24 protein-coding genes are annotated in these 22,610 nt (G+C 68.0%); 14 read left to right on the top strand and 10 right to left on the bottom strand.

The features are described from left to right. Positions 1–20: 20 nt before the first annotated feature. Entirely contained in the window at positions 21–785 is a 765-nt protein-coding gene (locus OIE13_RS17410) for an ABC transporter ATP-binding protein (RefSeq protein WP_326647040.1), read from the top strand. Then, positions 775–1,548 carry an ABC transporter ATP-binding protein gene (locus OIE13_RS17405; protein ID WP_326638460.1) on the top strand — a complete coding sequence of 258 codons (774 nt, stop codon included), beginning with the start codon at positions 775–777 and terminating at the stop codon, positions 1,546–1,548. The genes OIE13_RS17410 and OIE13_RS17405 overlap by 11 nt, the downstream gene beginning before the upstream one ends. A 75-nt stretch (positions 1,549–1,623) precedes the next feature. Here the strand turns inward: OIE13_RS17405 and OIE13_RS17400 are convergent, their stop codons facing one another. After that, entirely contained in the window at positions 1,624–2,184 is a 561-nt protein-coding gene (locus OIE13_RS17400; RefSeq protein WP_326638462.1) for a DUF4352 domain-containing protein, read from the bottom strand. 285 nt (positions 2,185–2,469) lie between these two features. On the opposite strand from OIE13_RS17400, the gene OIE13_RS17395 reads away from it, so the two are divergent. The 3 genes from OIE13_RS17395 to OIE13_RS17385 are packed head-to-tail and all read left to right on the top strand — an operon-like array spanning position 2,470 to position 4,898. After that, a complete protein-coding gene (locus tag OIE13_RS17395; protein ID WP_326638464.1) occupies positions 2,470–3,288 on the top strand; it encodes an ABC transporter substrate-binding protein in 819 nt (272 codons plus the stop codon). 3 nt (positions 3,289–3,291) lie between these two features. Then, positions 3,292–4,140 (top strand): amino acid ABC transporter permease, encoded by an 849-nt coding sequence (locus OIE13_RS17390; RefSeq protein WP_326638466.1) that lies wholly within the window; start codon positions 3,292–3,294, stop codon positions 4,138–4,140. Next, a complete protein-coding gene (locus OIE13_RS17385) occupies positions 4,137–4,898 on the top strand; it encodes an amino acid ABC transporter ATP-binding protein (RefSeq protein ID WP_326638468.1) in 762 nt (253 codons plus the stop codon). The genes OIE13_RS17390 and OIE13_RS17385 overlap by 4 nt, the downstream gene beginning before the upstream one ends. Positions 4,899–5,212: 314 nt before the next feature. Here the strand turns inward: OIE13_RS17385 and OIE13_RS17380 are convergent, their stop codons facing one another. Continuing rightward, the gene (locus OIE13_RS17380; RefSeq protein ID WP_326647041.1) at positions 5,213–5,593 is read right to left on the bottom strand and encodes a hotdog fold thioesterase; all 381 of its coding nucleotides are present in this window, start codon (positions 5,591–5,593) and stop codon (positions 5,213–5,215) included. Between the two features lie 109 nt (positions 5,594–5,702). Here OIE13_RS17380 and polA point away from each other — a divergent pair, with 109 nt between their 5' ends. From polA to OIE13_RS17350, 6 genes are all read left to right on the top strand, one after another. After that, on the top strand, positions 5,703–8,396 hold the full coding sequence (gene polA, locus OIE13_RS17375; protein WP_326638470.1) for a DNA polymerase I: 2,694 nt from the start codon (positions 5,703–5,705) through the stop codon (positions 8,394–8,396). Positions 8,397–8,731: 335 nt separating this feature from the next. Continuing rightward, complete coding sequence (locus tag OIE13_RS17370; RefSeq protein WP_326638472.1) at positions 8,732–9,856, top strand: polysaccharide deacetylase family protein; 1,125 nt, start codon at positions 8,732–8,734, stop codon at positions 9,854–9,856. 220 nt (positions 9,857–10,076) lie between these two features. Then, positions 10,077–11,573, top strand: a complete 1,497-nt coding sequence (gene rpsA / locus OIE13_RS17365; RefSeq protein WP_326638475.1) for a 30S ribosomal protein S1 — start codon at positions 10,077–10,079, stop codon at positions 11,571–11,573. Positions 11,574–11,684: 111 nt separating this feature from the next. Continuing rightward, positions 11,685–12,140 carry a GNAT family N-acetyltransferase gene (locus tag OIE13_RS17360; RefSeq protein ID WP_326638477.1) on the top strand — a complete coding sequence of 152 codons (456 nt, stop codon included), beginning with the start codon at positions 11,685–11,687 and terminating at the stop codon, positions 12,138–12,140. Positions 12,141–12,282: 142 nt separating this feature from the next. Then, a complete protein-coding gene (gene coaE / locus OIE13_RS17355) occupies positions 12,283–12,882 on the top strand; it encodes a dephospho-CoA kinase (RefSeq protein WP_326638478.1) in 600 nt (199 codons plus the stop codon). A 179-nt stretch (positions 12,883–13,061) separates the two neighbouring features. Further along, positions 13,062–13,235 (top strand): hypothetical protein, encoded by a 174-nt coding sequence (locus OIE13_RS17350; RefSeq protein WP_326638480.1) that lies wholly within the window; start codon positions 13,062–13,064, stop codon positions 13,233–13,235. A gap of 82 nt (positions 13,236–13,317) precedes the next feature. Here the strand turns inward: OIE13_RS17350 and OIE13_RS17345 are convergent, their stop codons facing one another. Next, complete coding sequence (locus tag OIE13_RS17345; RefSeq protein ID WP_326638482.1) at positions 13,318–13,539, bottom strand: DUF397 domain-containing protein; 222 nt, start codon at positions 13,537–13,539, stop codon at positions 13,318–13,320. Beyond that, a complete protein-coding gene (locus OIE13_RS36730; RefSeq protein WP_442811559.1) occupies positions 13,521–13,823 on the bottom strand; it encodes a Scr1 family TA system antitoxin-like transcriptional regulator in 303 nt (100 codons plus the stop codon). The genes OIE13_RS17345 and OIE13_RS36730 overlap by 19 nt, the downstream gene beginning before the upstream one ends. Here OIE13_RS36730 and OIE13_RS17340 point away from each other — a divergent pair. Beyond that, a complete protein-coding gene (locus OIE13_RS17340; RefSeq protein WP_326638484.1) occupies positions 13,803–13,949 on the top strand; it encodes a hypothetical protein in 147 nt (48 codons plus the stop codon). The genes OIE13_RS36730 and OIE13_RS17340 overlap by 21 nt on opposite strands. Further along, positions 13,946–14,188 (top strand): hypothetical protein, encoded by a 243-nt coding sequence (locus OIE13_RS17335; RefSeq protein WP_326638486.1) that lies wholly within the window; start codon positions 13,946–13,948, stop codon positions 14,186–14,188. Before OIE13_RS17340 ends, OIE13_RS17335 begins: the two co-directional genes overlap by 4 nt. A gap of 142 nt (positions 14,189–14,330) precedes the next feature. Here OIE13_RS17335 and OIE13_RS17330 read toward each other — a convergent pair whose 3' ends face one another. From OIE13_RS17330 to OIE13_RS17320, 3 genes are all read right to left on the bottom strand, one after another. Further along, positions 14,331–15,104: a sporulation protein gene (locus OIE13_RS17330; RefSeq protein ID WP_326830254.1), complete on the bottom strand. Its 774-nt coding sequence runs from the start codon at positions 15,102–15,104 to the stop codon at positions 14,331–14,333. 28 nt (positions 15,105–15,132) lie between these two features. Continuing rightward, positions 15,133–16,383 (bottom strand): SPFH domain-containing protein, encoded by a 1,251-nt coding sequence (locus OIE13_RS17325; protein ID WP_326638489.1) that lies wholly within the window; start codon positions 16,381–16,383, stop codon positions 15,133–15,135. Positions 16,384–16,449: 66 nt separating this feature from the next. Next, positions 16,450–18,045, bottom strand: coding sequence for an SPFH domain-containing protein (locus OIE13_RS17320; RefSeq protein WP_326638490.1), 1,596 nt, complete (start codon positions 18,043–18,045; stop codon positions 16,450–16,452). Between the two features lie 178 nt (positions 18,046–18,223). On the opposite strand from OIE13_RS17320, the gene uvrB reads away from it, so the two are divergent. Then, positions 18,224–20,335 carry an excinuclease ABC subunit UvrB gene (gene uvrB / locus OIE13_RS17315; protein WP_326638492.1) on the top strand — a complete coding sequence of 704 codons (2,112 nt, stop codon included), beginning with the start codon at positions 18,224–18,226 and terminating at the stop codon, positions 20,333–20,335. Between the two features lie 133 nt (positions 20,336–20,468). On the opposite strand, the gene OIE13_RS17310 is transcribed toward uvrB, so the two are convergent. From OIE13_RS17310 to OIE13_RS17300, 3 genes are all read right to left on the bottom strand, one after another. Next, a complete protein-coding gene (locus tag OIE13_RS17310; RefSeq protein ID WP_326638493.1) occupies positions 20,469–21,059 on the bottom strand; it encodes a Uma2 family endonuclease in 591 nt (196 codons plus the stop codon). A 113-nt stretch (positions 21,060–21,172) separates the two neighbouring features. Beyond that, the gene (locus tag OIE13_RS17305; RefSeq protein ID WP_326830253.1) at positions 21,173–21,787 is read right to left on the bottom strand and encodes a hypothetical protein; all 615 of its coding nucleotides are present in this window, start codon (positions 21,785–21,787) and stop codon (positions 21,173–21,175) included. 64 nt (positions 21,788–21,851) lie between these two features. Then, positions 21,852–22,451, bottom strand: a complete 600-nt coding sequence (locus OIE13_RS17300) for a DUF4126 domain-containing protein (protein ID WP_326638496.1) — start codon at positions 22,449–22,451, stop codon at positions 21,852–21,854. Positions 22,452–22,610 lie beyond the last annotated feature (159 nt).

Genomic DNA, 22,610 nt, shown 5'->3' with positions numbered 1-22,610 from the left:
CGGAGCGGAGTGGCCGCACCATGTTGGAGCTGCGGAACCTCGTGATGCGGTTCGGCGGTGTCACGGCGCTGCGCGAGGTCGACCTGACCATCAAGGAGGGGGAGATCTTCGCGCTCATCGGTCCGAACGGCGCCGGCAAGACCACGGTGTTCAACGTGGTGACCGGGGTCTACCAGCCGACCGAGGGTGAGGTCCGCTTCCTGGACGAGAAGATCAGCGGCGTCAAGCGCTTCAAGATCACAAAGCGGGGTATCGCCCGCACGTTCCAGAACATCCGCCTGTTCCACAACATGACGGCCATCGAGAACGTCATGGTGGGCGCGGACGCGCACCACAAGTCTGGCATGGTCAGCGTGGCGCTGGGGCTTCCCTGGCACCGCAGGGCCGAGCGCGACGGGCGTGCGCTGGCGATGGAGCTGCTCGACTTCGTCGGCATCTCGCGCCGTGCGCAGGACCACGCCAAGAACCTGCCCTACGGTGACCAGCGCCGTCTGGAGATCGCCCGCGCTCTGGCGACCAACCCGAAGCTGCTGCTGCTGGACGAGCCCGCCGCCGGTATGAACCCGGCGGAGAAGGTGGCGCTGCAGCAGCTGATCCGGGACATCCGCGACGCCGGGCGGACGATTCTGATCATCGAGCACGACATGAGCCTCATCATGGGCATCAGCGACCGCATCGCGGTGCTGGACTTCGGCCAGAAGATCGCCGATGGCCTGCCGGACGAGGTGCGGACCGACCCTCGGGTCGTCGAGGCGTATTTGGGGGCTCCCGCCGATGCTTCTTGAGGTCAAGGACATCCATGTCCACTACGGCAAGATCGAGGCGCTCAAGGGCATCTCGGTCGAGGTGAACGAGGGCGAGATCGTCACGCTCATCGGGGCGAACGGGGCGGGTAAGACCACGACCCTGAAGACGATCTCGGGCCTGCGTCCGCTGTCGTCGGGGGGCATCACCTTCGACGGCAATGACATCAGCAAGATGCCCGGCCACAAGCGGGTCGTCGCGGGTTTGGGGCAGGCGCCCGAGGGCCGGGGTGTGTTCCCGGGCATGACGGTGCAGGACAACCTGCTCATGGGTGCCTATACCCGCTCGGGTGATTTCAGCACCGACCTGGACGAGGTCTACGAGCTGTTCCCCCGCCTGAAGGAGCGCAGGACCCAGATGGGCGGCACGATGTCCGGAGGTGAGCAGCAGATGCTCGCCATCGGCCGCGCGCTGATGGCCAAGCCCAAGCTGCTCCTGCTTGACGAGCCGTCGATGGGCCTGGCGCCGCTGATCGTGCAGCAGATCTTCTCGATCATCGAGGAGATCAACCGCCGGGGCACCACGGTGCTGCTGGTGGAGCAGAACGCCCAGCAGGCGCTGAAGCTGGCCCACCGCGCCTACGTCCTGGAGACCGGGAAGGTGGTCAAGAGCGCGCCCGCGGACGAGCTGCTCAACGACCCCGCCGTGCAGGCCGCCTACCTGGGCGGTGGAGTGTCGCAGGACCTGGTCGAGGAGGGGGCGGGTGCTCCCGCCGCTGCCTCGGCTCCGGAGGAGCAGGCCTGACCCGGCGCCTTTCATGGCAGATGGACGGGCCCGCCGCGCGTCGGCGCGCGGTGGGCCCGCACATGTCGGGGAGGCTCAGGACAGCGGTACCCGCACGCCGTCGGTGGTGCCCCCAACGCCGAGGGGCGGGTCGCCGAACAGCATGATCGCGGAGACCTTCGCCTCGGCGGGGATGTCGTACCACAGGTCCATTTCGATCCTGACCTGGGCGCCGAGCGGAAGCGTGTCCGGCTGCCGCTTGATGGCCTGCGCGAACTTGTCGATCGCGTGGACGGTGCCGTCGGCGGTGATGAGCTTCTGCCGCTTGGCGTCGAAGCGGGAGTTGGTGCGGCCGGGGTTCTCCACGAGGATCCGTACGACCACGTATTGGCCCTTGGCCTGCCACTCGGCGTGGCTGCCGAAGAAGCCGCTCAGCCCCTTCTGCAGGCCGATCACCTGGAACCGGGTGTCGCCGTCGGTCACCGGCGCGGCCCTGACGGGGCTCTCGCCCGGCCGTACCGGGCGCGGCGGGAGCTCGTAGGTCGGGGTGGGGGTGGCCGAGGGGGAGGCGGATGCGACCGGTCCCTCTCCGGTGCAGCCGGACAGGACGGTGGCGGTGAGAGCGGCACCGCTGAACAGGATCATGAGGGCACGCATATCGGGCAACGTAACCGAGTCCGGCTCCGAGGTTCAACGGCTCGCCCGGATGGCGTTGGCGATCAGGCAAGTGCTCGCATCCCGATCCGTACCGGAGCAGGGTGTGGGACGGGGGGCTCCTGACACGGTTGTTGTCCGAATTGTGTCATACCGGTGATCTGCACGATTGTGCAGGTGATGGAGCATGACCTGCACTGAGGTATCCATACAAGAAGCGACATTGACCGTAAGGAGGCCTTTGTGGGCCTAAGTTTTGTTTCCCGTCGTGCGCTTACGGTGGGCGCGATGGTCGTCGCCGGTGCGCTCGGCCTCGCGGCCTGCGGTGGTGGCGAGGCCACCACCGCGAGCCCGAGCGATGGTGCCTCGGCGAGTGCTCCCGCGGCCGCGGCCGGCCCGCAGGTGATCACCCCTGGCAAGCTGACCACGTGCACCAACCTGCCCTACGAGCCGTTCCAGTTCAAGGAGGGTGACAAGGTCGTCGGCTTCGACGTCGACATCGTCGACCTGGCGGCCAAGAAGCTCGGCCTGACACAGGAGATCGTCGACATCGACTTCGCCGTCATCAAGAGTGGCGCGGCGATGGCGGCGGGCAAGTGTGACGTGGCCGCCGCCGGTATGACGATCACCGAGGAGCGCAAGGCCAACATCGACTTCTCCGAGCCCTACTTCGACGCCACGCAGGCACTGCTGGCCAAGAAGGGCGCCGGCGTCGCGACCCTGGAGGAGGTCAAGGCCAAGGGCCTCAAGCTCGGCGCCCAGGCCTCGACCACGGGCCTCGACTACGTCAAGGGCAAGGGCATGGACCCGAAGGAGTTCGCCGACTCTCCCAAGGAACTGCTCGGCCTGCAGTCCGGCCAGGTCGACGTGATCGTCCAGGACCTTCCCGTCGTCCTGACCTGGCTGAAGAAGCCCGAGATCGCGGAGAAGTTCGAGCTGGTCGCCAGCCTCGACACCGGCGAGCAGTACGGCGTCGGCCTGAAGAAGGGCGCCGACCCGGTCCTGCTCAAGGCGATCAACGACGCGATCACCACGGCCAAGTCGGACGGCACCTACGAGCAGATCTTCGTCAAGTGGTTCGGTAAGAAGCCCGGGGAGCTCGGCTAACCGATGACGGACCAGCCAACGACGACCGAGCCCACTCCCGGTGGGGGCGCCCCCGCCGGGAGTGGGCTCAGTCCCCGTAAGAGACAGCAGATCAGCCGGGCCGTCCAATACGTCGTACTGGCGGCCGTGGTCGTCTTCCTGGCCCTGAGCATCGAGTGGGCCGAACTCGGCAAGAACTTCGCCAGACTCGACGTCGCGGAGAAGACGCTTCCCGAACTGTTCACGATCGCGCTGAAGAACACGATCATCTACTCGGTCGGCGGTTTCGTCTTCGCCTTCCTGCTCGGTCTGCTGTTCGCGCTGATGCGGATGTCGTCGGTGCGGCCCTACCGGTGGATCGCGATCGCCTACATCGAGATCTTCCGCGGCCTGCCCGCGCTGCTGATCTTCCTGCTCATCCTGTTCCTGCCCCTGGCCCTGAGCGGCTTCCAGGTGCCGGGCGGCACCTACGGCGAGGGCATCCTGGGTCTGACGATCGTCGGTTCGGCCTACATGGCCGAGACGCTCAGGGCGGGACTCCAGGCGGTGCCCAAGGGGCAGATGGAGGCGGCGCGCTCGCTGGGCATGTCGTACACGCGGGCCATGATCTCCATCGTCATCCCGCAGGCCGTGCGCATCGTGATCCCGCCGACGACCAACCAGTTCGTGTCCCTGCTCAAGGACTCCTCGCTGGTGCTGTTCCTCGGTGTCTCCGGTGACTACGTCGAGCTCACGAAGTTCGGCAACGACATGGCCTCGACCCATGCCAACGCCACGCCCATCCTGGTCGTGGGCGTGACATACCTTCTGGTCACCATCCCGCTGGGCTATCTCGCGTCCCGGCTGGAGAAGCGCCAGGCGAAGGGACGGTGACTCCGGTGAACCACGCGGTCGAGATCCGTGACCTGCACAAGCGCTTCGGCAAGCTGGAGGTTCTCAAGGGCATCGACTTCGCCGTCGACCCCGGCCAGGTGGTCTGCGTCATCGGCCCCTCGGGGTCGGGCAAGTCCACGTTGCTGCGCTGTGTGAACCTGCTGGAGCAGCCGACGTCGGGGAGGGTGGTCGTCCACGGAGTGGAGCTGACCGACCGCGACGTCGACATCGACGCCGCCCGCCGCGGCATCGGGATGGTCTTCCAGCAGTTCAACCTGTTTCCGCACATGACAGTCCTGCAGAACGTGATCGTCTCGCAGCGCCGGGTGCTGAAGCGGGGCAAGGCCGAGGCCGAGAAGATCGCCAGGGAGAACCTGGACAAGGTCGGCATCGGTGAGAAGTGCGACGCCTATCCCACCCAGCTCTCCGGCGGCCAGCAGCAGCGGGTGGCCATCGCCAGGGCGCTGGCCATGAGCCCGGCGCTGATGCTCTTCGACGAGCCCACCTCGGCGCTCGACCCGGAACTCGTCGGTGACGTGCTCACTGTCATGCGCAAGCTCGCCGAGGAGGGGATGACGATGCTCGTGGTCACCCACGAGATGGCGTTCGCCCGCGACGTGGCCGACCGGGTGGTGTTCATGGACGGCGGCGTGATCGTGGAGGACGGCACCCCGGAGCAGGTGATCGGCGCTCCGCGGCACGAGCGCACGAAGACCTTCCTGCGCCGCGTGCTCGACCCGACGCACACGGATATCTGAGCCTCACCTCGCACGGCCCGTGCCCGCTCGGCGCGGGCCGTGCGCGTTCACGCGGTACGGGCGGTACGGGGCGGTTGCGCGGGTGCCCGCGAGCCCACCGGACGCGGAGGGGCGGCGCACCGGAGCGTGATCGGGGCGGGCCGTTCGGAGAGGTCGACGGGGCGGCCATCTCACGAGCCCGGGGGAGGCCTTTGGCGCCGTATGGAGCTTCCCCGACCCCGTACGTTTTCTACTCGGCCTCCCCGCGGGCATCGCCGTCACCCACCGTAGCGGAATCGTCGCCCGACAATGGCAAAAAGGCGATCCGGGTGTGTTCAGGCGTCGCGCAGCATGCAGCTGAGGCGCGCGCTGCACACCCGGCGGTCCTGCTCGTCGACGATCTCGATGTCGTAGCTGGTGAGCGTCCGGCCGCCGTGCAGCCGGGTGGCCACGCCGGTGACCAGCCCCGAGGTGGCCGAGCGGTGGTGGGTGGCGTTGATCTCGATGCCCAAGGCGATGCGTCCGGGGCCCGCGTGCAGTAGCGCGCCGATCGAGCCCAGCGTCTCCGCCAGCACGCACGAGGCGCCGCCGTGCAGCAGGCCGCGCGGCTGGATGTTGCCCTCGACCGGCATCGTGCCGACCACCCGCTCGGGAGTGGCATCGGTGATCACGATGCCCATCCGTTCGATCAGCGTGTTCCGGTGGGCGGCGCTCATCTGCTCTTCGATGGGCAGGGTGGCCTCGTCGGGGTCGGTCATGGTCAAGGGGATGTCTCCTGTCAGGTGAGTCAGGCTTTCTGTCGTATCAGGAGACTAGGCTTTCGCTGTGCCGAAGAACGAAGCGACCCCCACTCGTCCGTGTCTCCTGCTGCTGGATGGGCATTCACTCGCCTATCGGGCCTTCTACGCCCTGCCGGAGGAGAACTTCTCCACCACCACGGGCCAGACGACCAACGCGGTCTACGGTTTCACCTCGATGCTGGTCAACGTGCTCCGTGACGAGCGGCCGACCCACGTGGCGGTCTGCTTCGACCGTTCCGAGCCGACGTTCCGCCACGAGGAGTACGCCGACTACAAGGCGAACCGGAGCGCGAGCCCCGACAGCTTCCGCAGCCAGATGAGCCTGATCCACGAGGTGCTCGACGCGGTGCGCGTGCCGCACCTGTCGCTGGCCGGATACGAGGCCGACGACCTGATCGCCACCCTCGCCACCCGTGCCGCCGGGCAGGGCATGAACGTGCTGATCGTCACCGGCGACCGGGACGCGCTGCAGCTCGTCGACGAGCGGGTCACCGTGCTGATGACCCGCGTCGGCATCAGCAACATGACCCGTTTCACCCCCGAGGCGGTCCTGGAGAAGTACGAGCTCACCCCGGCGCAGTATCCCGACTTCGCGGCCATCCGCGGCGACTCCAGCGACAACCTGAAGAACATCCCCGGCGTGGGGGAGAAGACCGCGGCCAAGTGGATCCGCGAGTTCGGCTCGCTGGAGGAGCTGGTCAACCGGGTGGACGAGGTCAAGGGAAAGGTCGGCGACAAGCTCCGTGACCACCTCGACCAGGTGCTGATGAACCGGCGCCTCACCCAGCTGATCCGCGACGTCCCGCTGGAGCACGAGGTCTCCGAGCTGACGGTCGGCGCGGCCGACCGCGACGAGATCAACAAGATCCTCGACACGCTGGAGTTCCGCGGCGAGATCCGCGACCGGCTGTTCAAGACGATCGGCTCGCCCGAGGCGGCGACGGAGGAGGGCTTCGAGGTCGAGGTCGTCACCCTCGGCCCCGACGAGGTGGACCCGTGGCTGCGCGCGCTGCCCGAGGGCCGCGTCGGCCTGGCCTTCAAGGGCGAGTACGGCAGCGGCACCGGCCGCGTCGACAGCATCGCCATCGCGGCGGCCGGGGCCGGGGCCGCGTTCATCGACCCGACCACGCTGACCGAGGCCGACGAGGCGGCCCTGCGCGAGTGGCTGGCAGACTCCTCGAAGTCCAAGGCGGTGCACGACGCCAAGGGCCCGATGCTCGCGCTGTGGGCGCAGGGCATGGAGTTGCGCGGCCTCACCTGCGACACCGCGCTGGCCGCCTACCTGGCGACGCCAGGGCAGCGCTCGTTCCCGCTGGAGGACCTGGTGCGGGTCTACCTGCGGCGCGAGCTGCGCGGCGAGGCCGACAACGGCGGCCAGGCCAGCCTCTTCGACGACCAGGACGACGACGCCGCCCAAGACCTGGCCCTGCGGGCACTGGCGGTCGGCGAGCTCGCCGACGCGCTGGAGGCGTTCCTGGAGCCGCTGGGCGGTATTCACCTGATGCGAGACGTGGAGCTGCCGCTCGTCACCGTGCTGGCCGAGCTGGAGCGGGCCGGCATCGCCGCCGGCCGGGAGTATCTCAGCGGCCTGGAGGCCGAGTTCGGCGCCGCGGTCAAGCAGGCGGTCGAGGCGGCACACGCCTCCGTGGGCGGCGAGCAGTTCAACCTGGGCTCGCCCAAGCAGCTCCAGGAGATCCTGTTCGTCAAGCTCAACCTGCCCAAGACCAAGAAGACCAAGACGGGCTACACCACCGACGCCGGCGCGCTGGCCTGGCTGGCCGCCCAGACCGAGCACGAGCTGCCGACGATCATGCTGCGCCACCGCGACCAGGCCAAGCTGAAGGTCACGGTCGAGGGCCTGATCAAGGAGATCGCCGACGACGGCCGCATCCACACCACGTTCAACCAGATCGTGGCGGCCACCGGGCGGCTCAGCTCGGAGAAGCCCAACCTGCAGAACATCCCGATCCGCACCGCCGAGGGCCGCCGCATCCGGCAGGGCTTCGTGGTCGGCAAGGGCTTCGAGACCCTGCTGACCGCTGACTACAGCCAGATCGAGCTGCGCATCATGGCCCACCTGTCCGGCGACGAGGCGCTGATCGCGTCCTTCGAGTCCGGGCACGACTTCCACAAGGCCACCGCGGCCCGGGTCTTCGACACCGAGCCCGAGCAGGTCACCGGGGAGATGCGGGCCAAGATCAAGGCGATGAACTACGGCCTCGCCTACGGACTGTCCGACTTCGGGCTGTCGGAGCAGCTCAACATCCCCGTCTCCGAGGCCAGAGCGCTCAAGGAGGGGTATTTCGAGGAGTTCGGCGGCGTCCGCGACTTCCTCAACGCGATCGTCGCGCAGGCCAGGAACGACGGCTACACCGAGACGATCATGGGTCGGCGCCGCTACCTGCCCGACCTCAACAGCGACAACCGCCAGCGCCGCGAGATGGCCGAGCGGATGGCGCTCAACGCGCCCATCCAGGGTTCGGCGGCCGACATCATCAAGGTCGCCATGCTCAACGTGCAGGGCGCGCTCAAGGAGGCGGCGCTCGGCTCCCGGATGCTGCTGCAGGTCCACGACGAGCTCGTCTTCGAGGTGGCCCCCGGTGAGCTGGAGACGTTGCGCGACCTGGTCACGGACCGGATGAACGCCGCCTACGCCCTGCGCGTCCCACTGGCCGTCTCGGTGGGCGTCGGCCGCACCTGGGAGGACGCCGGGCACTGACCGGACGCCTCCAAGACGCCGGGCACTGACCGGACGCCTCCAAGACACCGGGTACTGACCGGACGCCTCCAAGACACCGGGTACTGACCGGACGCCTCCAAGACACCGGGCATTGACCGCCGCCTTCAAGGCGCCGGGGACCGCGCGTGAGCCGGTCGCCGGCCGGATGAACATCGCTCGCTCCCCGCGGGTCTCGCTGGGCGCTGACGACCACCTCCGAGCGGGCGGGTGACCGCCCCTCAGGCAGGGCCGGACTCCGCCGATTGGTCGGGCCTGTCCGAGTCTGTTCTAGGCTGGTGATCCAGTCCGAATAAGCTCGATGGGCCGGGAGTGCTGTGCGGAGTCCAATCCCCCTGACGCAGATCATCATGCTCACCAATGTGGTGGTCGTCGCGGTGGCGGTGGTGGTGCTCCTCGTGCTCCCCGCTCCGCCTGCCCCATCCGGCGCCCCGGGCGCCTCCGGGGCGGGCAAGGCGGCGCCCGGTCCGTCCCAGCCGCCCGCGGCCCCCTCACCGACGCCCGACCTTCCCTCGGCCGAGCTGCCGCCGCCGGTCACCGCGTCGCCGGAGTTCGCACGGCAGGTGAAGGCCAACGAGGCCGGCATGGTCCCGATCCTGATGTACCACCGGATCATCGGCAAGCGGCTGGCGTCGATCGACCGCACGCCCGCCCAGTTGCGCAAGGAGCTGGAGATGCTCGCCAGGGACGGTTACGTGCCGGTCACCGCGCGGGAGTTCGCCATCGGCAGGATGGACATCCCCGCGGGCAAGTACCCGGTCGTGCTGACCTTCGACGACGGTCACCACAGCCACTTCGCCCTGGAGGCGGACGGCACGCCCGCCAAGGACACCGCGGTCGGAATCATCTATCAGGTGGCAAAGAAATACCCGGGGTTCCGGCCCGTCGCCACCTTCTGGGTCAACCGACAGCCCTTCGGCCTGCGAAACGGTGAAGATCAGGCACAGGCCGTGCAATGGCTGACCTCGCGGGGGTTCGAGGTGGCCAACCACACCTGGGGCCACCCCTACCTGCCGAGCCGGCCCAAGAAGAAGATCGCCGAGCAGCTCGCCAGGGTCGAGCGGCTGCTGAAGCAGCTCGGCGTTCCCCCCTCGGAGACGATGGCGCTGCCGTTCGGCGCGATGCCGCGTAAGAGGTCCACGGTGCAGTCGGGGAAGTGGCAGGGTGTCCCCTACCGGTTCAAGGCCATCTTCCTGGCCGGCGCCGAGCCGTCGGTCTCGCCGTTCGTCAAGGACTACGACTGGCGTTCCGTCCAGCGGATCCAGAGCAATGGTAAAAAAGGCGAGTGCCGGAAATGGTGCTCCCAATACTGGCTGGGGTGGCTGAACAAGCACCCCCGCCAGCGCTACACGGCGGACGGCGACCCCGAGCGCATCTCCATCCCACGGGGGCTTCGGGGTAGTATCAGAGCCGACCGGAGACAAATGATCAACACCTATTAGGTGAGATCGTTATCCTTTCGGCACGCGGGAGCGTAGTGTCGTCGGATTGACCATACCCGTCTGGTCTCATATGCTGATCGCTGCGTTGTGGGCTCGCGCGTGTCTCGGACGGAGTGGGCTCGCGCTCGATCACGCCGATGTGAATTCTTCGGCTGACGGTAAGAGGCCTGCCGCGCGTTCGCCACATCGACATCTGTCCGCGTTCGGAGCAACTCCACACATGACGAGCAGCACTGAGGCCACCTCGAGCACCCCGCAGGTAGCGGTCAACGACATCGGCTCCGAGGAAGACTTCCTCGCAGCGATCGACCTGACCATCAAGTACTTCAACGACGGCGACATCGTCGAGGGCACCGTCGTCAAGGTCGACCGAGACGAAGTTTTGCTCGACATCGGCTACAAGACCGAGGGGGTCATCCCCTCGCGTGAGCTCTCGATCAAGCACGATGTCGACCCGGCGGATGTCGTCGAGGTTGGCGAGCACGTCGAGGCCCTGGTTCTCCAGAAGGAGGACAAGGAAGGCCGCCTGATCCTGTCCAAGAAGCGCGCTCAGTACGAGCGGGCCTGGGGCACGATCGAGAAGATCAAGGACGAGGACGGCATCGTCACCGGCACCGTCATCGAGGTCGTCAAGGGTGGTCTCATCCTCGACATCGGCCTGCGTGGCTTCCTGCCGGCGTCCCTGGTCGAGATGCGGCGCGTCCGCGACCTCCAGCCGTACGTGGGCCGCGAGCTCGAAGCGAAGATCATCGAGCTCGACAAGAACCGCAACAACGTGGTTCTGTCCCGCCGTGCCTGGCTTGAGCAGACCCAGTCCGAGGTTCGCCAGACGTTCCTCAACACCCTGCAGAAGGGTCAGGTCCGCAAGGGCGTCGTCTCCTCGATCGTCAACTTCGGTGCGTTCGTCGACCTCGGCGGCGTCGACGGTCTGGTTCACGTCTCAGAGCTCTCCTGGAAGCACATCGACCACCCCTCCGAGGTCGTCGAGGTCGGTCAGGAGGTCACCGTCGAGGTGCTCGACGTCGACATGGAGCGCGAGCGCGTCTCCCTGTCGCTCAAGGCGACGCAGGAAGACCCCTGGCAGCAGTTCGCCCGTACCCACCAGATCGGTCAGGTCGTCCCGGGTCGCGTCACCAAGCTGGTGCCGTTCGGTGCGTTCGTCCGCGTCGAGGAGGGCATCGAGGGCCTGGTCCACATCTCCGAGCTGGCCGAGCGCCACGTCGAGATCCCCGAGCAGGTCGTCCAGGTCGGCGACGAGATCTTCGTGAAGATCATCGACATCGACCTGGAGCGCCGCCGGATCTCGCTCTCGCTCAAGCAGGCGAACGAGGGTGCGATCGGCGCCGACGTCGAGTTCGACCCCACGCTGTACGGCATGGCGGCGACCTACGACGACTCGGGCAACTACATCTACCCCGAGGGCTTCGACTCCGAGACCGGCGAGTGGCTCGACGGCTTCGACAAGCAGCGCGAGGAGTGGGAGCGGCAGTACGCCGAGGCCCAGACCCGCTTCGAGGCTCACAAGAAGCAGGTCGAGGAGGCTCGCAAGGCCGAGGCCGAGGCGGGCGAGGCTGCCCCCACGTCCTACTCCGGCGAGACCCCGTCCCCGGCTGCCGGCAGCTCCAGCAGCGGCTCCACCGCTCCGGCGGCGGGCGCCCTCGCCTCCGACGAGGCTCTCGCGGCCCTGCGCGAGAAGCTCGCGGGCGGCCAGAGCTGACCTGTGCGGTAGACGGTTCCAACGGAAGGGCCCCGCTCCGGCGGGGCCCTTCCCGCGTTCCCGACGCCTTTTTCCGGTATGGCGCCCGTGGGCGCCCGCTAGGGTGGCGCCGTGGCCGTGATCGAGTGGGCGGAGCCCGAGGACGCGGGCGAGATCCTGACCGTGCAGCGCGCCGCCTACGTGGGCGAGGCCCAGCTCTACGGCGACCCGTTCATCGCGCCGCTGGTGGAGTCGGCCGGCCAGGTCCGCAGGGCGGTCGAGACGGCCATCGTGCTCGTCGCCCGTGACCGGTCGCGGATCGTGGGCGCGGTCCGCGGCCGGATGTCCGGCACGACCTGCCTGGTCGGCCGCCTGGTGGTCGCCCCCGACAGGCAGGGCGCCGGCATCGGCGGCGCGCTGCTGGCGGCACTGCACGACGAGGCCGCCGCGGCACTCGCCTTCGACCTGTTCACCGGGCATCTGTCGGAGGGCAACCTGCGGCTCTACCGCCGCCACGGCTACCGCGAGACCCGCAGGGAACGGATGAGCGACCACCTGACGCTGGTGCACATGCGCAGGGAGCTGTAGGGACGCTCAGACGCCCTCCCGTACCACGGTGGCCCGTTGGGGCCGTTCTCCGCATGGCGGCCGGAGGCGCGACCTCCGGCGCCGCGAAGGGTGGTTCCGGCCCGCTGCCGACGGGCGACTCGCACCGCGTATGCTGCGGATCATGTTGAAGGTGGGTCTTACCGGCGGTATCGGGTCGGGCAAGAGCGAGGTCTCCCGGAGGCTGGCCTCCCGTGGCGCCATGGTCATCGACGCCGACAAGATCGCCCGGGAGGTGGTCGAGCCGGGGACCCCGGGTCTGGCGCGCGTGGTCGGGGTCTTCGGCGCCGAGGTCCTGCACGAGGACGGCTCGCTCAACCGGGAGAAGCTCGGCTCGATTGTCTTCGCCGACTCCGAGAAGCTGGCCTCGCTCAACGCCATCGTCCACCCGCTGGTCGGCGCGAGGGTCGCCGAGCTGCAGCGGCAGGTGGCCCCCGGCAGCATCGTGATCTACGACGTCCCGTTGCTGGCGGAGAACAAGCTCGCACCCATGTACGAGGTCGTGGTCGTCGTGGACGCCGCCGACGAGGTGCGCGTGGCCAGGCTGGTCGAGCTGCGCGGCATGAGCGAGCAGGACGCCAGGGCCAGGCTCGCCGCCCAGGCGACCCGCGAGGAGCGCCTGGAGATCGCCGACATCGTGGTACCGAATGAGGGAACCCTGGAGGAGCTGGAGGCCAGGATGGACGGCCTCTGGAAGGACCTCGTCGCCCGCGCCACGGCCTGAACGAGAGGGTCGACGGGGTGACACGCGCACCCGGCTAAGATGCGCGGTCATCCTGGCGAGCCGGACCGTGCGCCTCGTATCGCTGGACCAGCCCAGCCTGAGCGGCACGCGGATGGTACGCGTCCCGTTCGACGCCGCCGACCCGTTCCACCACTACACGGTGGAGTATCGCCGACAACATGATGGGGGCCGGTCGCTGGACGGACCCGTACGGGTCGCGCACCTGCATCCAGGGCTACGTCTGGCGTGAGGCGTTCGCCGGTGACAACATCTGCGTGACACCCGACCGGCGCGAACGCGCCCTGCGTGACACGCACACCTCCTGGGAACGGGTCCTGCGCCCAGCGGGTTAGCGCGGTAAGTTGAAGCGGTCGGGTGCGGGTGATTCTCCGGAGGGGCGGAATCTCTGACCAGGTGCTCGGAACCGGTGGCAGGTCAGTCGAAGTGGCCGGATTTTACGGCGTTGAGGAAGGTGTGCCATTCGGCCGGGGTGAAGGTGAGGGCCGGGCCGGTGGGGTTTTTGCTGTCGCGGACGGCGACGGCTCCGGGGAGGTTGCCGGCGACTTCGACGCAGTTTCCGCCGCTCTCGCCGCTGAGGGAGCTCTTCATCCAGGCGGCCTTGGAGAGGTCGAGGCCGGTCAGGTCTGTTGCTTCCATTGGTCCCTCGCTTCTTTGATCATCTCTAGCGACTGGCTGGGACGAAGTGCCTCTGCTCGGATCCTGTCATATCTACCCCAGACGACGCTTACCAGATTGTGCTCCGCTGACACTTCACCTTCCCCGGCAGACTCTACGGAGACGGCGGTCGGCGCGTCCGGCATTTGGGCGAGCACGAATCCGGACATCAGGCCCGCAGTGCAGAAGGTGTCGTGGGGGACGAGTTGCACCTTCACGTTCTGCCAGCCTGCGATGGTAGCGAGATGGTCGAGCTGTTCGTACATGACCTCCCAGCCGAGGACGCCGAAGGCGGCCGTGGGCTCTGGCTGGTCAGCGAGGTGGCCCTGTCCTGGGGCTGGCACGAGGGCACGGCGGGCCGGATCGTCTGGTTCCAACTGGCGCGACGATGACCGACGCATCAGGCGAGGAAAAGGGCTTGCCGGGGACGATCGCCATCCTGATCGTCCGGTACGGCGGGCACTGGCTCATCTCCGAGGCGGCCGGAGGCGGCTATTACGCCGTACGCCGGCACAGCCTGTCCGAGGAGTTTCTCGGCGGGAATGACCTGTCCAACGTGATGTGCGCGGCGACCCTCGGCGAAATGGCACGCCGCCTGGCCGCCGAGAGGAAGCGCGAGAGTAGACCCTGAAATCAAGCGGGCGAATCATCGACCCTCATTCAATCGCCCGATCCGGCACGGCCGACCCAGCGATTTAAGCGGAGGAGTCACGTGCAGAAACGGAAAACGGGTGTGCCCCGGTGACCGGAGCACACCCGTACAGAGAGGAAGGTCAGAACCAGCCGCGCTTCTGGGCCATGGCCTGGAGGCCGCCGCGCAGCGACTGCTCCACCTGGCCCGGGTGGTCGTTGTAGTGGACGGTGAAGTGGCTGTAGCTGTCGTGGCCGGAGCTGGCGAAGCCGCCGCGCTTGTCGGCCTCCAGGATGACGCCCATTGACTGGGGGCCGGCGATGAAGGTCAGCTCAAGCTCGTTGAAGTGGCGCTGGTACTCGCCGCCCGCGTAGTACTCGATCTCCTGGAAGAACGGCATCTGCGAGCCGTGCAGGGTGCCCCGCTCCAGGTCGGCCTTCTTGAAGCGGAAGCCCATCCGGTCCAGCGCGCTGAGCAGGTTGTCCTGGGCGGGGAGCGGGTTGACGAACAGCGGGTCGAGGTCGCCCTTGTCGAGCGCGCCGGCCAGGGCCAGCTCGGTGGAGACGCCGAGCTTCATACCGCGCAGCGGGTGGCCGCCGATGGCGCTGATCGGGGTCTCCCAGGGGACCTGGATCTCGAAGGGGGCCGACTGCGGGGCACCGGCGGCCAGGTGGAACGGCCCGGTGATCTGCTGACGCAGGAAGCTGTAGTTCGACTTGTACTCGTTGTCACCGCTCTCGACCTCGACCACGGCGGTGAAGTCGATGAAGATGCCCTCCACCTTGTAGTCGGAGCCGCCGCCGCGGAAGTTGACCTGCCCGCGCAGGACCTCGCCGGGCCGCACGTGCGAGTTCTGCAGGACCGTGTCGACCTCGACACCCGCCCCGAACGCGGCCATCAGCTTACGGAACACCATTTTGACTCCCAGGGATTGGAGGTTTTTCTCAGGGGACTTGGTTCGGAGGGGTGACCTGGCCGTTGCCGCCGCCCAACTGGGGGAGGAGCTGGGCCAGAAGCAGGGTGGACAGCGCGGAGGTGTCGCCGGAGGCGCCGGTGGTGCGGACGACGACGGGACGTGGGGCGCTCTCCGCGAGCTTGGCGCCCACGTCGAGCCTGCGGCGGGCCAGCTCGTACTGGAGCACGGCGCGGTTGTCACGGTAGGAGTCGGCCAGCCTGCGCAGCCCCTTCGCCTCGTTCTCGGCGGAGGTGAGCTCGGCACGGCCCTTGGCCTCGATCTCCCAGCGCACCCGCTGCGCCTCGGTCTCGTGCTCCTCCAGCATGCGGGCGACGTCCTTACGCGCTGTGTTGGCGGCGGCTCGTACCTCGACGATACGTGCGTCACGCGTCTTCTTGGAGCGTTCGATCTCCATCAGCAGGGTGTCGATCCGGCGCTTGCGGGTGAGCTCCCACTCGCGCTCGAAGGCCGACAGCTCCTTGGCGACCTTCTCCCGGGTGGCCAGGTGCTGCTGGTACTGGTCGGGCAGCTGCACGTCGGGGATGTTGGCGCCGGTGATCCGCACGCCGTACCGGCCGAGCTGGCGGGTGAGGAGTTCCTGCATGTCGCCGACGTCGGAGCCGCGCAGGTCGTAGGCGCGCTCGGTCCGCACCAGGCGGCTGCGCTGGCGGATGGCGTCCTGTACGGCGCTGCTGAGCACCAGGTCGAAGTTGCCGGCGCCGATCGTACGGACGAAGGCCACCGGGTCGACGATGCGGAACTTCAGGAAGAACTCGATCGACTTGAGCGGGACGTTCTCCGCGGTCGGGCAGGCCACGATCGGCGCGGAGTAGGGGATCTCGGTGGAGGTGTCCACCACCGCGTCCACCCGGTCCCACGGCAGCCACAGGTAGTGGCGCCCCGGAGGCAGCGTGCCGACGATGGCGCCCCACCGGCTGCGCACGCCGGTGGTGCCCTCCTCGATCTCGATGATCGCCCGGCGCCAGAGCCAGACCAGCGCCGTTATCAGGAAGAACACCGCGCCGACCGCGGCCGGCAGGGAGAGCACCCCGTCGGCGAGCACCGCGGTACCCGCCAGGTAGAGGGCGAAGAACAGCAGCGTCACCCAGGCGAAGCCGCGCCGGTCCTTGGGGATCACCACCGGGACGAGCCGGCCCGACTCGCCGCCGCGCAGCAGCTGGCGGATCTCCGACCAGGCGGCCAGGGATTCCTTGATCTTGGAGAACTCTCCGGCGCTCACCGAGACCTCACCATTCCTCTCAACGAACCTTCAACGTTTCGCGTTCGCCGTACGTCCCCGTTCACGTCATCCCTCTTCCCGTACCGGAGCGGCGACGTCGGCGGGCGGGTTGAGCAGGGCGGCGATCTCCGCCCCGCGCTCCTCGATGCGGCCGCCGATCTCGGCCATCCGGGCCCTGATCGCGGCCATGTCCGCCTCGGAGAACAGCTGCGCCTCGCGGCTGCCGACCAGCTGCCTGGCCAGCGCGAGCAGGTCGAGGTCGACGTTCTCGCCGACCTGCACCAGGCGCGGCAGGTGCGAGGCGACGGACTCCAGCTTGTCGAGCAGGTCCTGCTGGAACCGGTAGTCGAGGATCTCTGGCGCCTCGGCGGCGCTCAGCGCGCGGATGTCCAGCGCCTGGGCCTCCAGCAGCGCCGCGTTGGCCTTGGCGGTGGACTCCGCCTCCACCAGCCGCTGGCCTCCCTGGGCCTTCGCCTGGTGCGAGGCGCGCTCCAGCGCGGTGTCCATCCGGGCCTGGTATCCGGCGATCTCGGCGTGGATGGCGGACAGCTGCTCCTGCAGGCCGGCGAGCTCCTTGATCAGGTCGCCCTCGTTCTGCTCCTTGCGCAGCTGGAGCTCGTACTCGTAGGTGTACGCCTCCTTCGCGACCCTGATCATCTCGGGGGCGGCCAGGTCCATCCGGTACTCCTGGCTGGACGGCTCGGCGTGCGTGATGTTGACGTCGGTGAGCCGTACGGCGGGCAGGAACTGCTGGTTGAGGTTGTCCAGCATGCCCATCGTGCTCTCGCCGACCAGGTCGTAGATCTCCTCGGCGCGCTGGGAGTAGATCAGCGAGCGGGTGACCTCGCTGATGGCGTTCTGCAGCTTGGCCTGGAAGCCGCCGACCGAGCCGAGCACGAAGATGAACTCGGCCGGGTCCTCGATCCGGAACTGCAGGAACAGGTCGACGCTGGCCTTGACGCCCTGCTGGGTGGGAGCCTCGCGGATGGGCGCGTTGAAGGGGTACTCGCGGGTGGTGTTGACGATGTAGCCGACCTGCTTCCACGGGTTGAACAGCGTCACCCGGCCCGGCTCGGCGATCTGCACGAGCTTGCCGAACTTGGTGACCAGGGCCTTGCAGCCCTCGGGCACCATGACCACGCTCCTGCGCCACCACAGGAACGCCGCGGCCAGCACCAGCACGGCCCAGTAGTGCGGGCCGAACAGCACCCGCGCCCCGTCGGGCAGCCCGGTGGCGACCAGACCGACCAGGCCGAGGCCGGCCAGCACCACCAGCGGGATGATCACCTTGGCGGCGCCGCTCTTGGGGATGACCACCGGGGAGATGACGTGGACGGGCTCGCCGTGCTGGCCGTTGCCGCTGAAGCTCCGGTTGACGATCTCGCCGGCCTCGTTGAGCGGCGCGCTGCGGGCCTCGATGATCGTGCCCGGGGAGGCGCCGTGGTCACGGGCGGCGGCGAAGTCGGAGGGGTTGAGCGCAAAGCCCTCGTTACCCGAGCCTCCGGAGTTACCCGGCCCGCCGGGGCCGTCGGCGGGCTGCCCGGCCATCTGGCCCGCGAACTGTCCGACGGCCTGCCCGACCACCTGGCGCATGTCGCCGCCCTGCCCTACCGTCTGGGCCGCGGCCCTCGCGTACTGCATGGCTTCTCTTGGCCGGGACATCACACCTCCTGGATAGTCGTATGTCGAAAGCTCGATATATCACGCTTTGTGAGCACAGGCACGTCGGTCAGTAAAGGGGATGCCGCTTGCGGTTCACTTGCTTCGCGGTTAAGCCTGGCCGCCCCGGCGGAGACCGTACGGAGAAGGATTGTCGGTCACGCCGCCTACAGTGGAACAGGTGAGGCCGGTAACAGATTTGCAGCGCAAGGTGGCCCCCTTCGAGGTCGTCACCGACATGACCCCTTCGGGCGACCAGCCCACCGCGATCGCCGAGCTCGAACGGCGCGTCAAGGCGGGTGACAAGGACAACGTCCTGCTGGGCGCCACGGGCACGGGCAAGACCGCCACGGTCGCCTGGCTGATCGAGCGCCTCCAGCGGCCCACCCTGGTCATCCAGCCCAACAAGACGCTCGCCGCGCAGTTCGCCAACGAGCTGCGCGAGATGATGCCCAACAACGCGGTGGAGTACTTCGTCTCCTACTACGACTACTACCAGCCCGAGGCGTACGTCCCGCAGAGCGACACCTACATCGAGAAGGACTCCTCGATCAACGAGGAGGTCGAGCGGCTGCGCCACTCGGCGACCAACTCGCTGCTGACCCGCCGCGACACGATCGTGGTCGCCTCGGTCTCGTGCATCTACGGCCTGGGCACCCCGCAGGAGTACGTCGACCGCATGGTCAGGCTCAAGGTCGGCCAGGAGGTCGAGCGCGACAGCCTGCTGCGCCGCCTCGTCGACATGCAGTACACCCGCAACGACATGGCCTTCACCCGGGGCACCTTCCGGGTGCGCGGCGACACCGTCGAGATCATTCCCAAGTACGAGGAGCTCGCCGTCCGGATCGAGATGTTCGGCGACGAGATCGAGAAGCTCTCGACCATGCACCCGCTGACCGGCGAGGTGATCACCGAGGACAGCGAGCTCTACATCTTCCCCGCCTCCCACTACGTCGCGGGCGCCGAGCGGATGGAGAGCGCGGTCCGGGGCATCGAGGCCGAGCTGGCCGAGACGCTGGAGACCATGGAGCGCCAGGGCAAGCTCCTTGAGGCCCAGCGGCTGCGCATGCGCACCACCTACGACCTGGAGATGATGCGCCAGATCGGCACCTGCTCCGGCATCGAGAACTACTCGCGCCACATGGACGGGCGCTCCCCGGGCAGCGCGCCCAACACCCTGCTCGACTACTTCCCGGAAGACTTCCTGCTGGTCCTGGACGAGTCCCACCAGACCGTCCCGCAGATCGGCGCGATGTACGAGGGGGACGCCTCCCGCAAGCGCACGCTCGTCGACCACGGCTTCCGCCTGCCGTCCGCGATGGACAACCGCCCGCTGAAGTGGGAGGAGTTCCTGGAGCGGATCGACCAGACGGTCTACCTGTCGGCCACCCCCGGCTCCTATGAGCTGGGCCGCTCCAAGGGCGACGTGGTCGAGCAGGTCATCCGGCCGACCGGCCTGATCGACCCCGAGGTGATCGTCAAGCCGACCAAGTCGCAGATCGACGACCTGATCCACGAGATCCGCACCCGCACCGAGAAGGACGAGCGGGTCCTGGTCACCACGCTGACCAAGAAGATGTCCGAGGACCTCACCGACTACCTGCTGGAGCTCGGCATCCGGGTCCGCTACCTGCACAGCGAGGTCGACACCCTGCGCCGCATCGAGCTCCTGCGCGAGCTGCGGATGGGCGAGTTCGACGTGCTGGTCGGCATCAACCTGCTCCGCGAGGGCCTCGACCTGCCCGAGGTGTCGCTGGTGGCCATCCTCGACGCCGACAAGGAGGGTTTCCTCCGCTCGGAGACCTCCCTGATCCAGACCATCGGCCGCGCGGCCAGAAACGTCTCCGGCCAGGTGCACATGTACGCCGACCGGATCACCCCCTCCATGGAGCGGGCGATCGACGAGACCAACCGCCGCCGGGCCAAGCAGACCGCCTACAACGAGGCCAACGGCATCGACCCGCAGCCGCTCCGCAAGAAGATCGCCGACATCCTCGACTCGCTCAACCGGGAGGACGCCGACACCGCCCAGCTCCTCGGCGGCAGCGGTCGACAGCAGTCACGTGGCAAGGCACCCGTCCCCGGTTTCGCGGTCAAGCAGGCCGGCCAGCACGCCAGGGCGATCGCCGGAGAGATGCCCAGGGCCCAGCTGGAGGCGCTGATGGAGTCGCTCACCGAGCAGATGCACCAGGCAGCCGCGGACCTGCAGTTCGAGGTCGCCGCCCGGCTCCGCGACGAGATCAAGGAGCTCAAGCGAGAGGTCCGCGACATGCGCGAGGCCGGCGTCTCCTGACTCGCCCACCCTCGGCCGTTCCTCGCGTGATTCGCTGCGGGGGCGGCCTGGGACGACCAGCATCAAGGACGGTGGAAAGGGGCACGCGGGGAGCGAAGCCTCTGAGGGGCGCGGCTCGGGCTCTACGACGTCCTCACGGACCGATGAACGTGCCGAGGTCGAGGTCGAGGTCGATCTCGAAGCCGATGTCCGTCTTCAACCGCCCCCGGTGGATGCCCGTCGGAACGTATGCCTTGACGGAGGGTTCCAGCTCGAAGGTGTAGACGACGGGCTTGTCGTCCTCCTGCTCCACGCGCCAGAGATATCTGATCCCGGCGTCGGAGTATTTGATCGGCTTGGTGGTGCGGTCTCGTTCCAGCGACTCGGGGGACACCACCTCGACCACCAGGTGCACGTCCTCCGGCTTGAACGAGGTGGTTCTCAGGCTCGTCAACGCCGAACTCGCCACCAGCATGATGTCGGGTTCCGGCCGTTGCCTGATTCCCAGGGTCACGGTCATCTCACGGACAACCATGAGATGAGCCGGTGGTCGTATACCGCGTTGCTGATCGATCATCAGGTTGATGACAAACATGTGGAAGGCGGTCTGCGGAGACATCATGATGAGCGACCCGTCGATCAGTTCGACATGCCGGGGCGCGTCGGGAGGGAGATGATCGAGCATGTCGGCGGTCCATCCACCGGCTGGCCCAGGGTAGAACCACTCGGGGAAAACGGCTGTCATCAGAGAACCTCCTTCGGCGACACCCCGGAACATTACCTGACGGAGTCATTCTGATACTTAACGTGTCCGGCCCGCAGGTCATCCGGAGCCGCTGACCGGCTGCGAGCAATCGGTCAGCGGAGGTCGTCGGGGAGGGGGCGGTTGATCATGGTGCGTTTGTAGAGCTCGTCGATCTGGTCCAGCGGGTCGGGGGCACGGCGGCGGGCCTCGATCTCCAGGTCGGTGCGGTCCTGGATCTGGTCGATGCCCCCGGACGAGTGGGCCATCTGGTCGTTGCGCAGGTCGGCCCTGATCCGGGCGCAGGATGTGGTCAGCTTGGCGTGGTGCTCGCGCAGGCGGTCCAGCGCCGTGTGGTCGATGTAGGGCGACACCCGTCGCTCCTGGGCATAGTGGGCGAGCTGGGCGTCGAGCTGCTCGGCGTGCGACGTGATCTCTCCCACCAGCTGGGGCAGATCGCCCAGTCCCCACCCGCCGCGCAGCGCGTGGTCCACCGCCTGGCGGGTCAGGGAGATCTCACGCCGCAGGTCAAGACGCATCCGCTCGGTCTCCGCGGCGTCGCCGGTGCCCATCGCGGCCATGTGGGAGGCGACCCGGGTGGAGACGCTCTTGGCCTTCTTCGTGGCCTTCTTGCCTATTTTGACCAGCAGGTAGAGCCCGATCCCTCCCAGGAGAAGGAAGAACAGCAGGATCACCAGCAGGATCATGAGTAGATCGCCGATCGGAACCACCTCCCCATGGGGGTTGGACGGGACGTTTCGAGCATAGTCCGCACGGGCCTCGGGTAGCGCGGCCTCATCGCAGGCTCGGGCCGGCCATCCGGCTCCGCCTCCGTCGTCGGATCCGGCGAGTCGTCCACCAGGCGAGCAGTGCCAGCCCCGCCAGTACCAGGATGACCAGGACGGGCAGGAAGATAGCCACCAGGCTGATGCCCAGCGCCCCGGCGTCCTCGACGGTGCTGACCACGGGCGCGCCCACCCCGCCCGTGGTGGCGTTCACCACGGGCCTGGCGGTCGTCTTCATGACGTGCACGGCCAGCGCGATCCCGATGCCCAGCACCCAGCTGAGCCAGGGGTTGTGGCTCATCCAGGTCGAGCCGTCCAACCGGGCCGCGGCCTCGGTGGCGCTGAAGACGACGCCGCCGGAGGCCGGGCGGACGACGGTCTGGATCATGTCGTTGACGCTGTCGACCACCGGGACCTTGTCGAACACGAACTCCACCAGGAGCAGCACGCCGATGATCCCGAGCACCCAGCCGTTGGAGAGCCAGGCGAACTCCTGCGGCAGCCGTACCTGATCGGTGAAGTTGGCGAGCAGGCCGACGACCAGCAGGGGAATGTAGGCGTTGAGCCCGGCCGCTGTGGACAGGCCGACACCGGTCAGAGCCGCGAGCATCGTGTCTCCGTCATGTCATGTCTGCGCTGTGTGCCTTCTTCACTGATTCTCCAACGACTCCCGGAGCCCGCGCGTTCCGGAGATGGGCCACTGGACATGCGGTCGGCGGACATGAGGGGGACATGAGGGGGACATGAGGTCGGCGGACATGAGGCGGAC

The organism is Streptosporangium sp. NBC_01810, assembly GCF_035917355.1.
Taxonomy (GTDB): domain Bacteria; phylum Actinomycetota; class Actinomycetes; order Streptosporangiales; family Streptosporangiaceae; genus Streptosporangium.
Note: the sequence above shows the minus strand (reverse complement) of the source record. Positions and strands in the feature narration are given on the sequence as shown.